This is a genomic window from Rhodococcus sp. IEGM 1307, assembly GCF_030056915.1.
In the GTDB taxonomy this organism is placed as follows: Bacteria; Actinomycetota; Actinomycetes; order Mycobacteriales; family Mycobacteriaceae; genus Rhodococcus_F; species Rhodococcus_F opacus_D.
In genome coordinates, this window is the sequence record NZ_JASHKW010000028.1 from 90,655 (window position 1) to 109,047 (window position 18,393).

The 18,393-nt window shown below is 65.8% G+C and carries 19 protein-coding genes and 2 pseudogenes; 10 read left to right on the plus strand and 11 right to left on the minus strand.

Features of this window, described 5'->3' with window-relative positions; genetic code table 11:
- Positions 1-424: 424 nt before the first annotated feature.
- From QM841_RS37970 to QM841_RS37980, 3 genes are all read right to left on the minus strand, one after another.
- Positions 425-1,456 (minus strand): IS110 family RNA-guided transposase, encoded by a 1,032-nt coding sequence (locus tag QM841_RS37970; RefSeq protein WP_283335970.1) that lies wholly within the window; start codon positions 1,454-1,456, stop codon positions 425-427.
- Between the two features lie 430 nt (positions 1,457-1,886).
- Positions 1,887-2,918 carry an IS110 family RNA-guided transposase gene (locus QM841_RS37975; RefSeq protein WP_283335970.1) on the minus strand — a complete coding sequence of 344 codons (1,032 nt, stop codon included), beginning with the start codon at positions 2,916-2,918 and terminating at the stop codon, positions 1,887-1,889.
- Between the two features lie 80 nt (positions 2,919-2,998).
- Positions 2,999-3,181: a YegP family protein gene (locus QM841_RS37980; protein ID WP_283335971.1), complete on the minus strand. Its 183-nt coding sequence runs from the start codon at positions 3,179-3,181 to the stop codon at positions 2,999-3,001.
- A 151-nt stretch (positions 3,182-3,332) separates the two neighbouring features.
- Between QM841_RS37980 and QM841_RS37985 the strand changes: the two genes are divergently transcribed.
- Positions 3,333-3,680, plus strand: a complete 348-nt coding sequence (locus QM841_RS37985; protein ID WP_283335972.1) for a histone-like nucleoid-structuring protein Lsr2 — start codon at positions 3,333-3,335, stop codon at positions 3,678-3,680.
- A 271-nt stretch (positions 3,681-3,951) separates the two neighbouring features.
- Here the strand turns inward: QM841_RS37985 and QM841_RS37990 are convergent, their stop codons facing one another.
- Positions 3,952-4,935 (minus strand): ATP-dependent DNA ligase, encoded by a 984-nt coding sequence (locus QM841_RS37990; RefSeq protein WP_283335973.1) that lies wholly within the window; start codon positions 4,933-4,935, stop codon positions 3,952-3,954.
- A gap of 179 nt (positions 4,936-5,114) precedes the next feature.
- Here QM841_RS37990 and QM841_RS37995 point away from each other — a divergent pair, with 179 nt between their 5' ends.
- The 3 genes from QM841_RS37995 to QM841_RS38005 all read left to right on the plus strand — a co-directional run bounded on the left by QM841_RS37995 (position 5,115) and on the right by QM841_RS38005 (position 8,177).
- Complete coding sequence (locus QM841_RS37995) at positions 5,115-5,399, plus strand: hypothetical protein (protein WP_283335974.1); 285 nt, start codon at positions 5,115-5,117, stop codon at positions 5,397-5,399.
- Entirely contained in the window at positions 5,396-5,722 is a 327-nt protein-coding gene (locus QM841_RS38000) for a hypothetical protein (protein ID WP_283335975.1), read from the plus strand. Before QM841_RS37995 ends, QM841_RS38000 begins: the two co-directional genes overlap by 4 nt.
- A gap of 1,213 nt (positions 5,723-6,935) precedes the next feature.
- Positions 6,936-8,177, plus strand: coding sequence for a saccharopine dehydrogenase family protein (locus QM841_RS38005; RefSeq protein WP_283335976.1), 1,242 nt, complete (start codon positions 6,936-6,938; stop codon positions 8,175-8,177).
- A gap of 188 nt (positions 8,178-8,365) precedes the next feature.
- On the opposite strand, the gene QM841_RS38010 is transcribed toward QM841_RS38005, so the two are convergent.
- Both QM841_RS38010 and QM841_RS38015 read right to left on the minus strand, forming a co-directional pair.
- Positions 8,366-9,115, minus strand: coding sequence for an MBL fold metallo-hydrolase (locus QM841_RS38010; RefSeq protein WP_283335977.1), 750 nt, complete (start codon positions 9,113-9,115; stop codon positions 8,366-8,368).
- The gene (locus QM841_RS38015; protein WP_283335978.1) at positions 9,112-9,234 is read right to left on the minus strand and encodes a hypothetical protein; all 123 of its coding nucleotides are present in this window, start codon (positions 9,232-9,234) and stop codon (positions 9,112-9,114) included. Before QM841_RS38015 ends, QM841_RS38010 begins: the two co-directional genes overlap by 4 nt.
- 574 nt (positions 9,235-9,808) lie before the next feature.
- On the opposite strand from QM841_RS38015, the gene QM841_RS38020 reads away from it, so the two are divergent.
- Both QM841_RS38020 and QM841_RS38025 read left to right on the plus strand, forming a co-directional pair.
- Complete coding sequence (locus QM841_RS38020) at positions 9,809-10,054, plus strand: helix-turn-helix transcriptional regulator (RefSeq protein WP_283335979.1); 246 nt, start codon at positions 9,809-9,811, stop codon at positions 10,052-10,054.
- A 536-nt stretch (positions 10,055-10,590) separates the two neighbouring features.
- Positions 10,591-10,938: a histone-like nucleoid-structuring protein Lsr2 gene (locus QM841_RS38025; protein WP_283335995.1), complete on the plus strand. Its 348-nt coding sequence runs from the start codon at positions 10,591-10,593 to the stop codon at positions 10,936-10,938.
- Here QM841_RS38025 and QM841_RS38030 read toward each other — a convergent pair.
- The 3 genes from QM841_RS38030 to QM841_RS38040 all read right to left on the minus strand — a co-directional run bounded on the left by QM841_RS38030 (position 10,872) and on the right by QM841_RS38040 (position 13,016).
- On the minus strand, positions 10,872-11,633 hold the full coding sequence (locus tag QM841_RS38030) for a hypothetical protein (RefSeq protein ID WP_283335980.1): 762 nt from the start codon (positions 11,631-11,633) through the stop codon (positions 10,872-10,874). The two genes, QM841_RS38025 and QM841_RS38030, sit on opposite strands and share 67 nt — an antisense overlap.
- A 134-nt stretch (positions 11,634-11,767) precedes the next feature.
- Entirely contained in the window at positions 11,768-12,382 is a 615-nt protein-coding gene (locus QM841_RS38035; protein ID WP_283335981.1) for an RES family NAD+ phosphorylase, read from the minus strand.
- A gap of 19 nt (positions 12,383-12,401) precedes the next feature.
- The gene (locus QM841_RS38040) at positions 12,402-13,016 is read right to left on the minus strand and encodes a hypothetical protein (protein ID WP_283335982.1); all 615 of its coding nucleotides are present in this window, start codon (positions 13,014-13,016) and stop codon (positions 12,402-12,404) included.
- A gap of 461 nt (positions 13,017-13,477) precedes the next feature.
- Between QM841_RS38040 and QM841_RS38045 the strand changes: the two genes are divergently transcribed.
- Entirely contained in the window at positions 13,478-13,774 is a 297-nt protein-coding gene (locus QM841_RS38045) for a hypothetical protein (protein ID WP_283335983.1), read from the plus strand.
- 269 nt (positions 13,775-14,043) lie between these two features.
- Here QM841_RS38045 and QM841_RS38050 read toward each other — a convergent pair whose 3' ends face one another.
- Positions 14,044-14,193, minus strand: a complete 150-nt coding sequence (locus QM841_RS38050) for a hypothetical protein (RefSeq protein WP_198602264.1) — start codon at positions 14,191-14,193, stop codon at positions 14,044-14,046.
- A 222-nt stretch (positions 14,194-14,415) separates the two neighbouring features.
- Here QM841_RS38050 and QM841_RS38055 point away from each other — a divergent pair, with 222 nt between their 5' ends.
- Positions 14,416-14,607 carry a hypothetical protein gene (locus QM841_RS38055; RefSeq protein WP_105422158.1) on the plus strand — a complete coding sequence of 64 codons (192 nt, stop codon included), beginning with the start codon at positions 14,416-14,418 and terminating at the stop codon, positions 14,605-14,607.
- A gap of 234 nt (positions 14,608-14,841) precedes the next feature.
- On the opposite strand, the pseudogene QM841_RS38060 reads toward QM841_RS38055, so the two are convergent.
- Positions 14,842-15,153, minus strand: a pseudogene (locus QM841_RS38060) (IS701 family transposase); the annotation flags it as partial.
- Between QM841_RS38060 and QM841_RS38065 the strand changes: the two are divergent.
- Positions 15,151-15,300: pseudogene (locus QM841_RS38065) on the plus strand (helix-turn-helix domain-containing protein); the annotation flags it as partial. The pseudogenes QM841_RS38060 and QM841_RS38065 overlap by 3 nt on opposite strands.
- An 877-nt stretch (positions 15,301-16,177) precedes the next feature.
- Complete coding sequence (locus QM841_RS38070) at positions 16,178-18,316, plus strand: protein kinase domain-containing protein (RefSeq protein WP_502943315.1); 2,139 nt, start codon at positions 16,178-16,180, stop codon at positions 18,314-18,316.
- The last annotated feature ends 77 nt before the right edge of the window (positions 18,317-18,393 follow it).

Here is an 18,393-nt window from a genome sequence, read left to right on the forward strand (position 1 = left end):
TACGGTCCCGCCATGGAGCGGGTGTCAGGTCATCCCTGAAAGGGCGGGGTCCTGTCAACCCCTGCTCGACCTGCTGTTTTGCTCGTTTCCGGCCTCCAAGCGGGCAGCGCTGGGTGAGGGCCCCGTCGGTCAGGACGGAGCGCCCGCAGCGCAGTGAGGACGAACGGTCTTGACCGTGGCCCGGCCCGGCGCAGACTGGTCATCGGAAGCGATGAATTCGGTTGTGGGAGTGAACGGTCTCCAATGTAATGCGGGTTGGTTGGGGCAGGCCGGGTTTCCTCGGCTGTCGGTCATCCCTTCGCCCGGGGGTTGCGGGCATGGAGCGGTGCGCTGGCAATACGCGGGGTCAATCAGATCCGCGACCACGCCGATGACACGGGGGTCAGACCTGACAACGGCCGCGCGCGTGTTGCGTCCGGGGTGCTCACGCCGCCGCCTTGTGGTGGGCCAGCGCGCGGATCTCTCCGTCGCGCAGCCCGTAGTAGACGAGGGTGAGCAGTTTGCGGGCCGCGGCGACCTTGGCGATGTTCCTGCCGCGGCGGGCCTCGATGCGTTTGCGGTCGACCGAGATCTTCGTGCCGGCCGGTTGCCGCTGGATGGCCTCCACCGCCGCCCAGCGCACCAGCTTGGAACCCTGTTTCGTGATGTGCCCGCGGTGGACGACGGTGTCGGACTCGCGGTGCTTGGGCGTCAGGCCGGCCCACGAACACAGGTGACTGGGGTCGGCGAAGCGGTGCACGTCCCCGATCTCCGCGACGAACACGGCACCGAAGGTGGGACCGACCCCGGGCAGCTCCTGAATCGCCCGATAACCAGGATGGTCACGCAACTCGGCGGCAATCTGGTCGAAGAATCGTCTCTCGTGCGCGTCGAGGACGTCGATCAGCTCGAGCAGCGAAATCACCCGCTGCGCGTACGCGACGCCGAGCGGGACCTGCGTCAGACGCTCACGTCCCTCGACGCCGAACAGGTCCGATACCGGGATCAACACCCCGGCCTTGGCGAGCACCGAGTGCACCTGGGCCTTGAGGCTCGACCGCATCGCGACGAGCTTGGCTCTGTAGCGAACCAGTTCCCGCAGTTCCCGCGTCGGCGGCGGGGCGATCCACGCCTCGGGCAACCGGTTCATCCGCAACAGATCCGCTAGATCCCTGGCGTCACGAACGTCGTTCTTCACCCGCCTGTACCGGAATCCCTTGACACCCAGAGGATGTGCAAGGTGCACCGTGGCACCGGCTCCCTGCAGGGTGTCGACCGCCCAGTACCAGCCATAGGTTGCTTCCAGTACCACCTCCGGATGCTCTCCGGCCTTCTCGAGCTGCAGGGCCAGTGAGGCGGGGTCGTTGACGATTCGCGCCACCGCGAGTTGCTCACCGGAATCGGTTTGCCGGACGATCACCGAGCGTTGCCGGTGCAGATCGATCCCGACAAACTGTTTTCCGTCATACTCACTCATAGGGGCCTCCTCCGACACGTGTGGATATGACACCCCCATCCCTGAAAGGGCGGGGTCCTGTCAACCCCTGCTCGACCTGCTGTTTTGCTCGTTTCCGGCCTCCAAGCGGGCAGCGCTGGGTGAGGGCCCCGTCGGTCAGGACGGAGCGCCCGCAGCGCAGTGAGGACGAACGGTCTTGACCGTGGCCCGGCCCGGCGCAGACTGGTCATCGGAAGCGATGAATTCGGTTGTGGGAGTGAACGGTCTCCAATGTAATGCGGGTTGGTTGGGGCAGGCCGGGTTTCCTCGGCTGTCGGTCATCCCTTCGCCCGGGGGTTGCGGGCATGGAGCGGTGCGCTGGCAATACGCGGGGTCAATCAGATCCGCGACCACGCCGATGACACGGGGGTCAGACCTGACAACGGCCGCGCGCGTGTTGCGTCCGGGGTGCTCACGCCGCCGCCTTGTGGTGGGCCAGCGCGCGGATCTCTCCGTCGCGCAGCCCGTAGTAGACGAGGGTGAGCAGTTTGCGGGCCGCGGCGACCTTGGCGATGTTCCTGCCGCGGCGGGCCTCGATGCGTTTGCGGTCGACCGAGATCTTCGTGCCGGCCGGTTGCCGCTGGATGGCCTCCACCGCCGCCCAGCGCACCAGCTTGGAACCCTGTTTCGTGATGTGCCCGCGGTGGACGACGGTGTCGGACTCGCGGTGCTTGGGCGTCAGGCCGGCCCACGAACACAGGTGACTGGGGTCGGCGAAGCGGTGCACGTCCCCGATCTCCGCGACGAACACGGCACCGAAGGTGGGACCGACCCCGGGCAGCTCCTGAATCGCCCGATAACCAGGATGGTCACGCAACTCGGCGGCAATCTGGTCGAAGAATCGTCTCTCGTGCGCGTCGAGGACGTCGATCAGCTCGAGCAGCGAAATCACCCGCTGCGCGTACGCGACGCCGAGCGGGACCTGCGTCAGACGCTCACGTCCCTCGACGCCGAACAGGTCCGATACCGGGATCAACACCCCGGCCTTGGCGAGCACCGAGTGCACCTGGGCCTTGAGGCTCGACCGCATCGCGACGAGCTTGGCTCTGTAGCGAACCAGTTCCCGCAGTTCCCGCGTCGGCGGCGGGGCGATCCACGCCTCGGGCAACCGGTTCATCCGCAACAGATCCGCTAGATCCCTGGCGTCACGAACGTCGTTCTTCACCCGCCTGTACCGGAATCCCTTGACACCCAGAGGATGTGCAAGGTGCACCGTGGCACCGGCTCCCTGCAGGGTGTCGACCGCCCAGTACCAGCCATAGGTTGCTTCCAGTACCACCTCCGGATGCTCTCCGGCCTTCTCGAGCTGCAGGGCCAGTGAGGCGGGGTCGTTGACGATTCGCGCCACCGCGAGTTGCTCACCGGAATCGGTTTGCCGGACGATCACCGAGCGTTGCCGGTGCAGATCGATCCCGACAAACTGTTTTCCGTCATACTCACTCATAGGGGCCTCCTCCGACACGTGTGGATATGACACCCCCAGCATTCGCCGGGAACCACGAGGAGCGGGAGGCCCCGCCCCTTTCATCGCATCAGGTCGTCGGTCGGGGCGGTTGCCGCATTGGATTTGATCGACTCGATCCCGTTCTGGGCCGCCGCCTTCGATGTGTAACCCTGACTGGCCGCGATGATTTCGCCGTTCGCAGCCTTCAGGTGAAACCGAAACCGGCCGGCGGTGTCCTTGAACAGCTCGAACTTCGCAGTCATCGCTCCTCCTCCGGTGAGTCCACGAGTGTCGCGGACCCCGTGGGACTTCACGGTAGGTCGACCGAGAGCCCACAGGCGGCAGAACACTGTTTTCTTCCGGTGCTGCCAGTAGTGTCGTCGGTCCGTACCGAAGAACTCGAGGGGTGGATCTGTGGCACGCAAGGTCGTAGTAGAGCTGGCCGACGACATTGACGGCACCGTCTTCGGCGACGATGGTGAGAGCATCAGCTACGCCGTCGACGGTGTCGAGTACGTGATCGACCTGAAGGACGAGCACGCGAAGGAACTCCGTGAGACCTTCGAGTACTACATCGCCCACTCCACCCGGGTCGGCGGCCGCAAACACCGGACGGACCGGCAGGTCAACCCCACTACCGCGACGCGGTCGTCGGGTAAGACCCAGAAGATCCGAGCGTGGGCGATCGAGCAGGGCTACGAGCTCTCCTCCCGCGGTCGTATCCCCGCCGAGATCGAGCAGTGGTTCCGCGACGCCCATTGACGCACGTTTCCGATCGTCAATGTGAGCGCCGGGGCCAGTCGGAATACCACCAACTCGTCCGCTGTTGAAAAGGCTGACGGTGGCGCGCATACCCCGGGTACCACACCAGAAGAGTCGCTGCGAGCGACCACTTGCCGAGAGGCGATATGGCGTCACCGTCTCCCGCGGCCGGGAAGACCTGCACTGCGTAGCGTTCCCGGGCGAAGGGGATGAGGAGCCGCTGTCACCGGGCAAGGTGCCGGCGGCTTCCCCATTTATCGGATAAGCTCCGTCACAGGGCATCCCGGGTGATCGACCCCGGATCCAGATCTCCGCGTTGTCCCTTGAAACTGGGATGCCGAAGCCCGCCCGGAAGGTATTCGCGATACGCGACGTCCACCACGATCACCGGTTCGACCCAGCGCACCATCCCGTGCTCGGCCGCGGCCGCGACCTCGGGCTCTGTCCCGAGTGGACTGGTACGGCGTTCGAGGAGGGCCAGCTTCTCCTTCAACTGGCGACGCACCGCCATGGTGAATCCGGTCCCCACCGCACCCACATAGCGGAGAACCGCGTCGTCGTCGTATGCGCCGAGAACGAGGGCGCCGACCATGTTGCGCTGAACACCGCCACCCGGGACCCAGCCGACCACAAGGGCAGAACTCCTGGTGCGTAACAACACTTTCCGCCACGACCGTGCGCGCTGACCGGGCAGATAGGGCGAGGACACTTTTTTGAAAACCGCGCCTTCCATCATGGAAGTGCGGGCAGCCTCCAGAATGACCGCGCCGTCCACGGATACCCAGTGCGGGAGGATCTGGATGGGCAGGCCGGGCCCGTGCAACTCGTGGCCGAGGTCGCTCAGGGCGGCACGGCGCTCCAGATACGGGGCCGCCGTCAGATCACCGCCGTCGGCAGCGAGAACGTCGAACGGCAGGTACGTGACCGGTACCTGCCGGCGCAGGGCCGTGGTCGGGCGCAGGGTGTTCGCCCGCTTCTGCAACCGGGCGAACGACGGCCGGCCCTGGGCAAGGGCCACGATCTCACCGTCGAACACGATGCGGCCACGCCGGTCGAACGTCTCGGACAGCGCCGCGGCCACCTCCGGGTACGAGGAGGTGACGACGTTGAGATTGCGGGTCCACAACACCGGCGGCTCGCCGCCGCCGACCGCAGCCAGTAGGCGGAAGCCGTCGTACTTCATTTCCGCCGCCCAGTCGCCGGTGTCCTCCGGTGGGTCACCCGGGGTGGCCAGCATCGGCGCAATCAGCCGCATAGGGCCGATTGTGCGCCCATCTGACCAGCTCCGGCGACCTTTTCCGGGTCACGGCGCCGAGGGTGCGGCGCGATCCCGGCCCACCCGGGACCGGCTGGACTGCTCGACCGCCGGTGGCATGACACCCTGTCAGTCGACACGTCACGCCCGCCGAACGCCGGAAGGACCCCGCACCACCCATGACCACCTGGACCCTCTGGATCGGCGCCCTGTTGGTCGTCGGCGGCTCGGCCGCCCAGCTCACACATCACACCGCGGCGGCCCGCGCCCTCTGGGTGCTCGCCGTGCTCGCCTTCATCGCCACGACCGTCGGGGCGGTGACCGCTGCCGAGTTCTCGCTGCCGTTGGTGCTGATCCTCGTGGCCGCGATCGCGGCGACCGTCGCCCTGATCGCGGTCACCCGTGAACCGGCCAAGGCCAAGGCCAAGGCCAAGGCCGCGGCGGGGCGAGGGGGCGCGCAGTGATCACCGCGGTCCGCGCCATGGTCCTCGGCGTCCTGCTCGCCGGATCGGACCTGGCCGGCCGGTGGCGCACCCGCCAGTCGGAGCGGGCGCGGATCGCCGAGATCGCCGCACGTCTCGACCGCTTCCAGTGGTGGGCACTCGAGGACCTCGCCGAGGCACGCCAGGCATTCCTGTACCGCGACCGCGCAACAGGGGAAGAGAAGGTCCGGGCGTTCCTCGCGGCCCGCCAGGCCGCCATCAACGTCGGAATCCCCGACGAGGTGGCGGTGTACCGGCTGGCCGACCAGATGATCCGGGAACGGGACCAGCAACGGCTGGGATAAACCCCATGCAGCGGTTCGAACTTGGAAGAGACCGACGGGCCCGGCCGTACCCGTCAGGTCCGTCGGGGCGCGCACCGCGTAGGTGCCGGAGACAGCAGGCCGATCGTCGGCTCCGCCCCACCGCCGCTTCATGCACAGAGCAACAGGCCGCCACACACCGATCTGCGGAACCCCGCAGATCAGGACCGGGAACGGGTCACCGGTCTGGGCAGTGAGTGGCGACCTGTTGCTCGTCGCGATTGTCACCGTAGATCGTCCCTCTGACACAAATCGGTCGGAGCACCGGCGTCCGCCCTCGACGAGATGCGCCAGCTCCTCGACTCCCTGCAGATGCTGGCCGCGGACCAGCCTGCCGAGGACAAGGCGGCAGCACGCATTTCTGTCCGAACGCCAGGCCGCGCCGAGGGAAGCTGCCGCACACTGCGCAAACAGGTCGCCTACGCCGAAGAGATGACCGCACTTCTCGCCGGGCGCTCACCCGCGATCCCTGCGCTGCGGCCGGACGAGGTGCGGGCCGATGCTTCCCGGGCGAACGCCCCACCGACCCGCACCACGCCTTGCGCCCCGATATTCGAACGGGGAACCTGCTGGACAGAACCCTCTGAGTGGGTCAGTGCCGAGGCTACCATGCGCTCGAACAGGTGTGCGAAAATTGCGTCATGCGGTACTCAGAATCGGCCCCCGATCTCTGCCCCAGTGGCCACCCGCTGGGGCCAGATCAGTGCTTGGTGGGGTGGGAGGTCTGCGGGTGCCCGGCAGCGGCCGCCGAGAACTCCGGGCACCGCACGTTCTTCTGTCGCTCCTGCGGGCTGACGGTGCGAATCCCGCCCTGCTCGGGCGCGCAACCGCAGGCGGACCGGTGGTCCACTCCGCCCAAGTCCGTCTGAGGCGATTCGCGGTCGCGTAATCGTCTGTCAGTGGTGATCCGTAAACTCGGGTTCGTTCTGCTGAGCATCCCCCCAGATTTTGTTCGCAGAACACCCCCCGTGGCCCGGTATCACCCCCCGATGCCGGGCCACACCCCTGCGGGCAGGGCAAACTCATCGAGAAGGCGCCGTCGCCGCCTGCACCCGGAACGGGTCGTGAACTGGAAAGATGACACGTCCCCATCAACTCGGGTTCGAGGGGATCTGCCCCACCACCCCGGCATACAGTTACGCAGGGTTACATCTACCTCTTCTGTCTGATCCGCGTCGCTTGTAGGCTTCCGCGCATGACTGACAGCGGACGTGAACTCGATCTCGTCATCTACGGTGCCACCGGGTTCGTCGGGCGGCTGCTCGCCGACTATCTCGCACGCACCGCCCCGGAGGGTGTGCGGATCGCTCTCGCCGGACGGTCACAGGCGAAACTCGAGGCCACCCGGGCGGCGCTCGGGCCCCGCGCCGGCGACTGGCCGATCGTCATCGCCGATGCCGACGACCCTGTCGCGCTCGCCGAGCTGGCCTCCCGCACACGGGTTGTCGCCACCACGGTGGGACCGTACGCGAAGTACGGCGCCGAAATGGTCGCAGCCTGCGTCGCGGCCGGCACCGACTATGTGGACCTGACCGGGGAGGTGCTGTTCGTCCGCGAGAGCATCGACGCCCACCACGAGAAGGCCCGGGCTAACGGCGTGAAGATCGTGCACTCCTGCGGCTATGACTCCATCCCTTCCGACCTGGGTGTTCATGTGCTGCACCAGAGAGTCCAAGCCGACGGTGCCGGCGATCTCGGCGACACCACATTGGTGGCGACGCTGCGTGGCGGAGTCTCGGGTGGAACCATCGATACGCTGCGCACGCAGATCGACGTGTCGAAGAAGGATCGGGCGCTGCGTCGGCTCGCCGCCTCTCCGTACTCACTCAGCCCTGACCGAGCGAAGGAACCCGATCTCGGTCGTCAGTCTGACGTCGCAGTGGTCAACGGCGCGGAGATCGCCCCGGAGGCCACCGGTTGGAAGGCGCCTTTCGTCATGGGGTCCTACAACACCCGCATCGTGCGACGTAGCAATGCGCTGCGCGACTGGGCGTACGGCCGCACCTTCAAATACCGAGAGGTGATGGGCGTGGGGGACTCGCGACTCTCCCGTCTCTACGCAGGTGGTGTCGCGGCCGTACTCGGTGGACTCGTGCTCGGCTTGAGCCTGCCGCCGACCCGGTTCGTGCTCGACCGCATCCTGCCGGCACCGGGCGAGGGCCCCAGCGAGAAGACCCAGCGCAATGGGTTTTTCGCGATGGGCATCTACACCACCACAACGACCGGCGCCCGGTACGCTGCCCGGGTGAAGGCGCAGGGTGATCCCGGATACCGGGCCACCGCGGTCCTACTGGGGGAGGCGGCCCTGAGCCTGGTGCGCGACCGCGACCGACTCCCCGACGAGGCCGGCGTCCTCACCCCGGCCACTGCGCTCGGCGACGTGCTCGCCGAACGACTGCGCGGTGCAGGTGTGGAGATTTCCACCCGCAAGCTCTGATGCGCCTCCGCTGACGAGGGACCACACGCTCAGAACTCGCCCACCCAACACCTCCCGATTGCACGCACTGCCAGCCTTGCGTGCAATTAGGGCAATCAGGCCCGACGTGTAGCCGTTCGTCGGGCCGGGGGTTGCGTGCGCGAAAGGCTGTGTGGGAACGGAGTTCTCGCGTCAGTGCGATCCGATCCTCACCGCGCGGCGTCGACGCGTTCTCGTGCTATTGCGGCCGCTTCGGCGACGGAGCCGCGATGGATCGGCCCGTGTCCGGGCAGAAGAATGTCGGCGTCCAACTCTCCGATGATGCGCAGTGACTCCGCGGCCATACCGCGGTCGTGGTCGAACCACTGCGGCAGCAGCTGGGGCCCGGAGATCGGTGAGGTCAGGTGCCCGGTGATCAGGGCGTCGCCGGAGATCACGACACCGCGAGCGGGAAGATGGTAGACGGTGTGACCGGAGGTGTGGCCGGGTACGAGAACCGGGACCGGGCTGCCCGGGCAGGTCAGGGCGCCGAGTACAGGTATCGCGGTGGGGGAGTCGACGCCGTACTTGGCCGTGCCACCCAACTGAATCAGCTTGATCGCCCACTGCAGGACCCCGGGTCGCCAGATATTGCTGAGCACATCCCAGGGTGTCGCGACCTCGTGGCATTCCCGGCGGGCGTGAGCGGCCTCCTCGGGGTGCACCAGTACCGGCGCCCCGTAGGTGTCAGCGAGATACTGTGCGCTGCCGACGTGGTCGACATGCGCGTGGGTGATGAGCACGGCCTCGATGCCGTGCGGATCCCGCCCGATCGCCCGGATCGAGTCCTCGACATCACTCCGCTGCCCCGGGTACCCGGTGTCGATCACCGTCACCGCGTCACCGTCGGTGAGCAGCACCCAGTTGACCATCTCGGAGTGCACAAAGAACACGCCGTCAGCGATTTCGACGGGCTTCATCGCGTGACCACCGCCGACATGCCGAAGTGTCGCGCATCTGCCTCCTGTACGCCCGACGCCCGGCGGTAGGCCATTCCGTCGTAGTCGACGAGCGTTTCGTGCACCGATCCGACCCCCATACAATCTCTCCTCCTGTGTGCTTGCTCCAGCGGGCAGGGTACGTGGTCAACCGTGTCGAGGTGAATTGACACGGGTGGCGTAGCGGTCGAACCGTCGCTGCTCCCCGGCGACGCAGGGTCGTTCTCACTGCGGCCGCTGCACTCGGAGACGTCCTGACCGACTGGCTGCGGACCGTGACGTGGAATTTTCCGCGCGCAAGCTCGGCAATGAGTGTGCGCGAGATCCGCCGTCAGGGCAGTGGTATTCGACATTGTTGTCGCAAGCGAGCGGGTCCTTGCGGTTCGAGGAGGGACACATGATGTTCGGGGACGTGTCGTGTCCCCAGCTAGAGGGATCCTCTGCAAGTACTCCAACCTTGCAACTCATCGCTGTAGTGTTGGAACGTATGGACCGCTTCCAGAACCCCGGACGCGTGTGCGGGCATTACAGCACGCCGTTGTAGGGTCCCTCCGAGGACAGTCCCGCACCGTCTGGCGTCGTATCGCGGCCGGTCTGCCGGGTCGACCGCTGGGCTGCAACCGAACTGCCACTTCCATCGCCGAGAAGGTGATGAACTGGAAGGACTCTCACCAGATGGCTAACCCACATCGGCTGACCACCGACCAGGTCGTCGACCTGATCAAAGAGGAGACCGGTACCGAGCTGTCGGCCTCGACGTTCCGCGGGTACGTCTCCCGTGGGCAGGCGCCGGCGCCGGTGGAGAAGATCGGCCGTACTCCGCTGTGGAAGCGCTCGGAGATCGTCGCGTGGGCGAACAACAGGCCGGGCCAGGGCGCGCGCACCGACATCCGCAAACCGCGCCGGCGCCGCGCCGAGTGAGCACCTTTCATTGTTGCGACACCGAAGACCTGTAGGCCGGTCCGCGGGAGTTCGCCCACCTGCACCTGGGTGGGGCTGGGCCGCACCACGCCAGTGGAGCCCCTGCGCGGGGGAGTGGTGGTGTGACCAGGCGGAGGTGGGCGCATGCTCTACGTGCATCCGGCCCGACAGCTGCCGTTGCTGCCGCACCTGTGGGCCCGAGAGTGCTTCTGCGGCTTCATGGGTCGGTTGTCGGACGGGGCGATCGGAGGGGCGGTTCGGCGCCCGGCGCTCGAATTGCATCACAGTGACGAAAATGGCATGGGGTCGCGTGGGTCGGGATTGTCTGGTGGAAAGCCGGTTGGCGCTGGTGATGAGGATCCTCGAAGGATTGCGGCCGTGGGCACTCGCACACGATGGCAGGGTGCTGTGCGACGACGAGACTGATCGCCGGCATTTGGTGCGATGCAATCCTAGCTAGCGTAGCTAGCGGTGATGCGGTGTCCGGCGCGAGTACTGTTGTTTCGTTCGTATCGATGAAGGTGGGAGTGGAATCCGTGGCGCGTAGGGCTGTGGTGGAGTGGGTGGACGATATCGACGGGACCGTGTTCAGTGACGAGGGGGAGAGCATCAACTACGCGGTTGATGGCGTCGAGTACGAGATCGACCTGAAGGGCGAGCACGCCAAGGAGTTCCGCGACGCTCTCGACTACTGGATTGCGCATTCCAGGAGGGTCGGAGGAAGGAAGCGCCGCGCGAATCGGGTGACGGATCCGATCGGATCGACTGCGAGGACGGGCGAGGTCAAGAAGATTCGGGAGTGGGCGGTAGAAGAGGGCTACGAGATGCCCTCTCGGGGCCGGATCCGTGCCGAGATCGTGCAAGCCTTCCACGACGCCCACTGACACCGCATCGCCCGTCCGAGGGCGGTGCCGAATACGGGGAGTAGGACCCCAGGTGGCCGGTCTGCGTCGACGACCTGAATCTGTCGTCGGCCGGTCGATGGCGGCACAGCCCGACGTGCTGCCGGCCTGTTTAGGGAATTGATCGGGTATGTATCGGCTGGGTGGCCCAGGTGTTCGAGTCGGTCGAGTTCGGCGAGGAGGGTGTCTCGGCTGGTGTAGGTCTCGGCAGGGGCGCGAAAATCGTCGTCCGGGGAGGGATGGTGGATCTCCCACCGGGGTCCATCGGCAGCGGTAAAGCCGACCGCGATGTGTAGTGGTTGGGCGAACTCACCCCAGGCTGTCGCGACGTGTTCCTGGTTGGGAACGTGATCCCACGTTCCGTCTTCGTAGCTCTCCCACTCGCGCCGACGGGTGAGCATGCGCGTGAGGGTGGGATCGACAAGGTCGTACTCATCAGGCTTCGGGTTGTGCCCGGTGTCCCGGAGTGTGTGGTATTCCTCGACGGTCAGCTTCGGTGCGAGTTCGATGAGCGCCCGCTGTGTGGTCGCGTCGAATGGGTTGCTGAGGACCATTGCCCTGGAGTCGGGGAAACTCGCGTTCGCGATCGGGTTTGTGCCGCGGGTCTGTCGTTTAGCCTTGTTCCGCCTCTTCTTCGCGGCCTGTGTGGCCTGCGTTGCTTTCTTCGAGCGTCCCATGGATATCCTTTGTTAGGTGGTCTGTCATGGTCTCGTCGATAGCCTGGGAACAACACTGTACTGACGGTTGGCTTTTCATGGGCTAATCTCCCACCCCACGCCGGTGACGGACAGTCGGAGACCGACGAAGACGCTCAGATGACGGTTGCGTTGTATGTCGCGAGATGGGATCTGACCAGCTCCACCCCGGCCCGGTCATCGAGCACGATCGGGCCCCGGGACACCGTCATCAGATCATGCAGCCCCACACCGGCATTGGGCTTGATCGTCACGACGACGGAGAACCTGTCCTCGTCGTTGCGTGCCCGGTACTTGATACCGAGAACCCCGTCGGTCCCGTGCAGGATGGATGCCGCCCAGTCCCGGGTGATCCGGTAGTCGACGGGGTCGCATTTCGTCAGCCAGGTGTCCTGACCGATCGCCGCCAAATGTGAGCCGTGCACCAGTGCGACCGGGACATCGTCGGTGACCGTGACCTGAGACAGGACTCGACCGGCCAGCTTGGCCTTCCTCAAAATTCGCGGAACGTGGTCATCGAGCGGCAGCGACCGACAGTAGGTCTCCGCGATGCAGGTGGAGATGTCCTCCCCGAAATAGCTGTAGTGGTACGACCCGTCGGAGGAGTCGAACCGTCCACCTCCCGCTCCCGCCGGGGTCGGATTCAGGGTCAGGACACCGCGGTTCGGGTCGCCGGAGTGGATACGCCAGAGCTTGGTTCCCGCGGTGAGCGACCCGATATGCGCAGTCACCGATACCGGTGGTGGGCGCTTAGGCAAGGTCGTCGGCGATCTCGGCTCGCACCAACGCGCGCACGGCGTCGAACGATCCCTCGCCGAGCAGTTGGACCGGAGACTTGCGGTCTTCGATCGACGGGTTGGGCGAGAGCCACCACGACGCGACACCCCACGGATCATCCCGGGCACCGAGAGCCACGTTGCCCTCCCTCACTACCTGGTTCGCCTCGTCGGACAGGGAGAACTGAAACTGCGGATACCGGAACTTCCCGGCCCGCTTGAGCCCGATGACCTCCCCTTTGGCGCTGAGTTTGCGCAGCGCATCGCTGGGATTGGCCCAGTTCTTGTCGTAGTTGTCCGCGACCTCCTTGGCGGACAGGTGCGGGAACGACAGGATGCGTTCGACGGCGTCGCTCAGCACCGTCTTCTCGTCGAGGATGTCGTCCGACTCGATGAGCTCAAGGATCGGGTCGTCCCGGTCGATCCGTCCGGCCAGCATGATGTGGGTGACCCTGTCGGCGACCAGCCGCATGCTCGGCCTCTTGTACAGCTCGGCGCGCATCCGGGCGATGAACTCGTGGTCGCTCACACCGCCGCGCTGTGGTTGCGGATCGGACTCGTAGCCCGAGCCTGCGGTCTGGTGCGCCACGTCTCCTCCTCGATGGGCAGGTACACCCTTGACTCCGTCTATATAGAATTCTACCGTAGATTTCCGCTCACGGGCAGAGTCCGGAAAGTGGCCCGGAATGTAAAGCCCGCCGAACTGGCCCGCATCGGGGCCGCGGCCCGGCGACAGGTATTTGACCAGGGGAAACGATGCGCCACGATGAGAGGAGAATTATCGGACAGGAGCGTCGACGAGGGCATCGATTATGGGGTGGACCCTACAAACTGGGGTCGACGCCTCACGGACGATGTCTCGGCGATCTCAACAGGGCAACGCCCGCATGAACCTGCGAGCGACGGCGGGTGCCCGCCGCTGACAATCCGTGGGGCCCGGATTCTCCGGAGGACCCGGGCGCACCAGTGCGGCCCCGGTAACACGTCCGAGCTCCCATGCATACTCACACCACAACAACCCCCAACCACACACCGGGAGACGGCACCGCCATGATCAGTTGGACCCTCACCATCGCCGCCGAAGAGGGCACGACCGCCCAGACCGGTGCCGCCCTCGACCTCCGCACCGCCGCCACCGAACTCATCGACGCCACCAGAGCATCCATCATCGAGTCCGACGCCGCACACCGGCCCGTCTACACGCTCTCCCTCGACGGCGACTTGGTCACCTTGATCGCCACCGGCGAAACCCCCACCGGCGCACCCGACCGCGACCTCGCCCTCGACCGGCTCGCCGACATCGAAAACGAACTCGTCGGCCGCGACTGCGTCACCGACCCGAACTAACCGGCACCACGAGCCGCAAAAGCGCGGGCGCGGCACGGCGGTGACGGACTCGGGCGCGCGCCGGCGATCCGGGCGACGAGGACATGGTGTTGGTCACCGTGAAGGCGCTGGGCCGACTTCGCGCGGCCGACGTGGGTCCCTGCTCGCGGGCGAGGGATGATCGTGGGGAAGCCACAGAAGGGCGGTCGGTCGGGGCCCAGCCCGTGAGACGGGCCGGGCACGGTGCCGGTTCACCGCCGGACGCGGCACCGCACCGGGATTACGAGATGCTACGGATCAGCCGGGGTGTCGGGCTCGGGCAGGATTCCCAGGATGGAGAGCAGGGTTCGGCAGTCGTCGGCGTCATGGGCGCGTGCGGCAACAGCGAGCCGCGCCCGGCGGATGGAGTTCGTGCTCTGCGCTACCTTGAACTTCGCCATGATCTCACCGAGTATCGCGGCGTTGCGCCCCCGTCCGACACCATCACACCGGGTGCCCGATAATCGGCCGAACAACCTAGTGGGTGCTCCGACCGGCAGATCAGGACGTATCACCGGCGCCCCCGTGACACGACGCACAACCGCGGTTGCCGGTTCGCCCCACACGGATGGGCAGGGCGGCGATGCGCGCACGCAAGCTGACGCGACAGGATGCGCACGATCATGCGTGAGACCGACTGTTCGAACGACACCACCGGAACCGCATCGAGCCAACCGGGCGAGAGCCCGTCGCCGGTCGCCGACAACACGATCGTGTGGCCCGAACCCAGCCCGCTCGATTCCTGGTGGGAGCACGTGGTCCACGACCACCCGGCCCCGCCCACCGCCGAGTCCGCACTCGGCACCGACACGTAGCTGCCCGGCGACCGGGCCGAGGTCACGATTCCGGCCGAAACCGATTGCCGCGACACGTATCCCGTCGCAACTGTCGGCCATCGCCGGGATGGTCTCCGTCAGAATCGACGAAGCAAGCGTCCTCACGCTGGGTGCTCCGCCAGTGTGACCACGACCAGGCGTGCTCGTCGGGGCGGGCGTATCGCAGGATCAGATGCACGAGCAGCCGCCGGATCTCGGGTACCGTGTAGCCGATCATGCCCTGATCGTTGATCCCGATTCCCCCTTTACTGCTTGGGTTTCGTCCCAGCCAGCCAGCCAGGCGAGGGCGAGCATCGACAGGGTGGTGTGGGCGTACCAGGCGCGGTAGGTCCGCACCTGATACTGATCGAGGCCGGCCTCGATCTTGGCCTGCTGGAAGCATTCCTCGACCCGCCACCGTGATCCGGCGACGGTGGCGAGTTCGGTGAGCGTGGTCCGCCGGGGTCCGGCGCAGATGTAGTACGCGATCTCGGTCGGGTCCGACAGTGATCGGTGGGCGAGGAGTCAGTGCCCGCGCCCGGTGCACGGGGCGGCACCAATCGGGAGGTTGCCGCCCAGCTGTTCCTGAGCGTCAAGACCATCGAAATGCACCTCGGGCGGGTCTACCGCAAGCTCGGAGTCCGCTCTCGTACCCAACTCGCAAACCTGCTCCGCGATAAGGAAGTTGCCTGAGCAAGCCACTTCGCGACGACGACTACTTCCACTCCTCCCGATTGTGCTGCCGGTGGGTACGAACTGGAAGCGCCATTGGCGAATCGGTTCTGCCATGTGGAGTTCACTCCGTCTGTTGACGAGTGGTTGGACGGTATGGCGACTGGGTGGGCCACGCCGCCCGCCTCGCGTGCGGTGGCGACGGACGAACAGCGCGTGGCGCTGGTCCGTCACGGCAGTCACCAAATCAGGTCCAACGCGACCGCGAGCATCGCCGCCTGCACCGCAAGCGGACTCGTCGTCAACTCGTCCAGAAACAGATAGCCGCCACCCTCGGCGTGAATGCGCTAGCCACTAGGCCTGGCGTTCACACTTACAGGCGGTTCAATTCGACTGGGACCGCACCCGCGTCGACGGCACCGAAGGCGCCAAGATCGGGGTCGGCCACGGGGTCCTGGCGCACAATCTGGTCAAGATCAGCACCCTGGCAGCGTGAAAGGCGCCGATCGGGGGCGTCTGTGGCCAACCCCCGACCGGCCGAGAACGGCCGAATCATGCTCACCGAGGCACTTCGTTTTTCAGGTCGAAGTAGTTAACGGTGGACCTAACCCGGTTGGGTCCTGTTACGCGTGACGCGCGCCGGTGTGTTACCGGACGCGACTGCTGCACCGCGGCGCCCCCGCGAGTTTTGCATACCTACGGTACGATTTGAGGCGATATCCTGAACCTGCGGAAGGAGGCCGCGGCGCTAAGTAGGGGTCGTCGGCTTCCTGAAACGAACCCTGAGGACAGTCGCGACAGGCGGGACTCCCGGCTTCCCGTCCGCCGTAACCTGAGAATTGCGGTAGCTATGGCTGACTCTGCGTCAGACGACACACAGAGGCCCCTTGTAGGAGCGTTGATCACCGAACTCGGTGCAATGGGTCTGGACGAGGTGCAGGAGATCGCGCGTGGTGGCTTCGGAGTCGTCTATCGGTGTCGTCAATCCGCGCTCGACCGCATTGTTGCGGTGAAGGTTCTCACCACCGGGCTCGACGAGGTAAGTGTTCAACGATTCCTCCGTGAACAACGCGCCATGGGTCGGCTGACGGGGCATCCGAACATCGTCAACGTCCTCGAGGCGGGTGTCACGGACGAGGGCCGGCCTTTCATCGTGATGCCGTACCTGCCGCAGGGTTCACTCCACAGCCGGATCCGGCGTCATGGGCCGTTGCCCTGGCGAGAGGCGTTGCGGCTCGGCGTAGAGATGGCCTCGGCTCTGGAGACGGCGCATCAGCTCGGCATTCTGCACGGCGATGTGAAACCCGGGAACATCCTGATCACCGACTACGGTGATCTGCAGTTGGCTGACTTCGGGATCGCTCATCTCGTGGGTGGGTTCGAAACGGGTGCCGGTGCCACCGCTGGGTCGCCCGCATTCACCGCCCCGGAGATACTCCGGGGCGAAGCGCCGTCCGCGGCAGCTGACATCTACGGTCTCGGCGCCACACTGTTCTATGCGATCACCGGGCATGCGCCGTTCGAGCGGCGTGACGGTGAGAACGTGGTGGCGCAGTTCGTTCGGGTAGCGACGGATCCGATTCCGCAGAGCGATCGCGGCGCATTCCCGGACGACGTGTGTACGGCAATTGAACACGCCATGAGTACCGACCCGAAGAATCGTCCCGAAACCGCGGCTGATTTCGGGGCACAGTTGCAGCAGATTCAACGCCGACACGGCTGCGCAGTCACGGAGATGGCTCTCCACACCCGATATCCGAACCACGATGCCGACCCCGATGGTCCTGCCGCAGGCCTTGATGAGCAGGGCGGAGGACAGTCTCCGCTGCCACCGGGTCCCGGCAATCTACTTATCGAACTCACCAGTTTCGTGGGTCGCCGCCGCGAGATCACCGAAGCCCGCAGACTGTTGAGCAGCGCTCGGCTTCTGACGTTGACAGGTATGGGGGGAGTGGGCAAATCACGCCTCGCGAGACGAGTCGCGGCCGATCTACGCAGGACCTACGAGGACTCCGTGTGGTTGGTCGAGCTGGGCCAACTCAAAGATCCTGCGCTCCTGGCTGATGTGGTGGCCTCTTCGCTGCGCCTGGGGAACGAATCGCATGTGTCCGTCTTAGATCTGCTGGTGCACCACCTGTCCTTTCGGCGGCTCCTGCTGGTCCTCGACAACTGTGAACAGATCGTCGATGCGGCCGCGGCGCTGACGGAAACACTGCTGCGGACCTGTCCGCAACTGCGGGTGATTGCGACCAGTCGCGAACCGCTGAGGATACCCGGTGAGTCCGTACTCAGGGTTCCTCCTCTTGCAGTTCCTGACCTACGGAACGATGAGCCATCGGTGCGCGGAATGCCCCAGTACGACGCCGTACGACTGTTTGCTGATCGCGCATCCACCGCAGTGCCGACTTTCGAGATAACCGACGACAACCGCATGACGGTCGCACGCATCTGCAAACGACTCGACGGGTTGCCCCTTCCTATCGAGCTCGCCGCCGTGCGGCTGCGAGCACTGTCCGCCGAGCAGATCCTCGACAGGCTGACCGATCGATTTCAGCTGTTGACCTCGGGAGGACGCAACGCCCCCTCCCGGCAGCAAACGCTCCGACTCAGCATCGGCTGGAGCTATGACCTGTGCGCACCGGCTGAGCAACGGCTGTGGGCGCGACTGTCGGTCTTCGCAGGCAGCTTCGAACTCGACGCTGCGGAGTCGGTCTGCGTCGAGGATGGCGAGAACGGGTGGTTGTTGGACCTGCTGGCCTCGCTGGTCGACAAGTCGATCCTGATCAGAGAGGAAGCCGGGAGCGTCGTACGGTACCGGTTGTTGGACACGTGCGCGAGTACGGCCGAGAGAAGATCGCAGACTCCCAGTACGAAGTGCTCAGGCGACGGCACCGTGACTTCTACGCGGAACTGGCTGCAACGGCAGAAAGGGAATGGATCAGCGCGAAGCAGGCGGACTGGATCAGCAGGCTCGATCGCGAACAGTCCAACATTCGTGACGCGCTCGAGCACTGTCTCACAGATCCGAGTGATGTAACTGGCTTGTCGACGGTCAACGCGTTGTCCGAGTTCTGGTTGACGCGCGGTCAATACAGCGAAGGGGGGCGATGGGTG

Excerpts from the sequence above, each read along its gene's own strand:
- QM841_RS37970 (WP_283335970.1), bottom strand. The coding sequence starts at position 1,456 with ATGAGTGAGTATGACGGAAAACAGTTTGTCGGGATCGATCTGCACCGG.
- QM841_RS37975 (WP_283335970.1), bottom strand. The coding sequence starts at position 2,918 with ATGAGTGAGTATGACGGAAAACAGTTTGTCGGGATCGATCTGCACCGG.
- QM841_RS37980 (WP_283335971.1), bottom strand. The coding sequence starts at position 3,181 with ATGACTGCGAAGTTCGAGCTGTTCAAGGACACCGCCGGCCGGTTTCGG.
- QM841_RS37990 (WP_283335973.1), bottom strand. The coding sequence starts at position 4,935 with ATGCGGCTGATTGCGCCGATGCTGGCCACCCCGGGTGACCCACCGGAG.
- QM841_RS37995 (WP_283335974.1), top strand. The coding sequence starts at position 5,115 with ATGACCACCTGGACCCTCTGGATCGGCGCCCTGTTGGTCGTCGGCGGC.
- QM841_RS38005 (WP_283335976.1), top strand. The coding sequence starts at position 6,936 with ATGACTGACAGCGGACGTGAACTCGATCTCGTCATCTACGGTGCCACC.
- QM841_RS38010 (WP_283335977.1), bottom strand. The coding sequence starts at position 9,115 with ATGAAGCCCGTCGAAATCGCTGACGGCGTGTTCTTTGTGCACTCCGAG.
- QM841_RS38015 (WP_283335978.1), bottom strand. The coding sequence starts at position 9,234 with ATGGGGGTCGGATCGGTGCACGAAACGCTCGTCGACTACGACGGAATG.
- QM841_RS38020 (WP_283335979.1), top strand. The coding sequence starts at position 9,809 with ATGGCTAACCCACATCGGCTGACCACCGACCAGGTCGTCGACCTGATC.
- QM841_RS38030 (WP_283335980.1), bottom strand. The coding sequence starts at position 11,633 with ATGGGACGCTCGAAGAAAGCAACGCAGGCCACACAGGCCGCGAAGAAG.
- QM841_RS38045 (WP_283335983.1), top strand. The coding sequence starts at position 13,478 with ATGATCAGTTGGACCCTCACCATCGCCGCCGAAGAGGGCACGACCGCC.
- QM841_RS38050 (WP_198602264.1), bottom strand. The coding sequence starts at position 14,193 with ATGGCGAAGTTCAAGGTAGCGCAGAGCACGAACTCCATCCGCCGGGCG.
- QM841_RS38055 (WP_105422158.1), top strand. The coding sequence starts at position 14,416 with ATGCGTGAGACCGACTGTTCGAACGACACCACCGGAACCGCATCGAGC.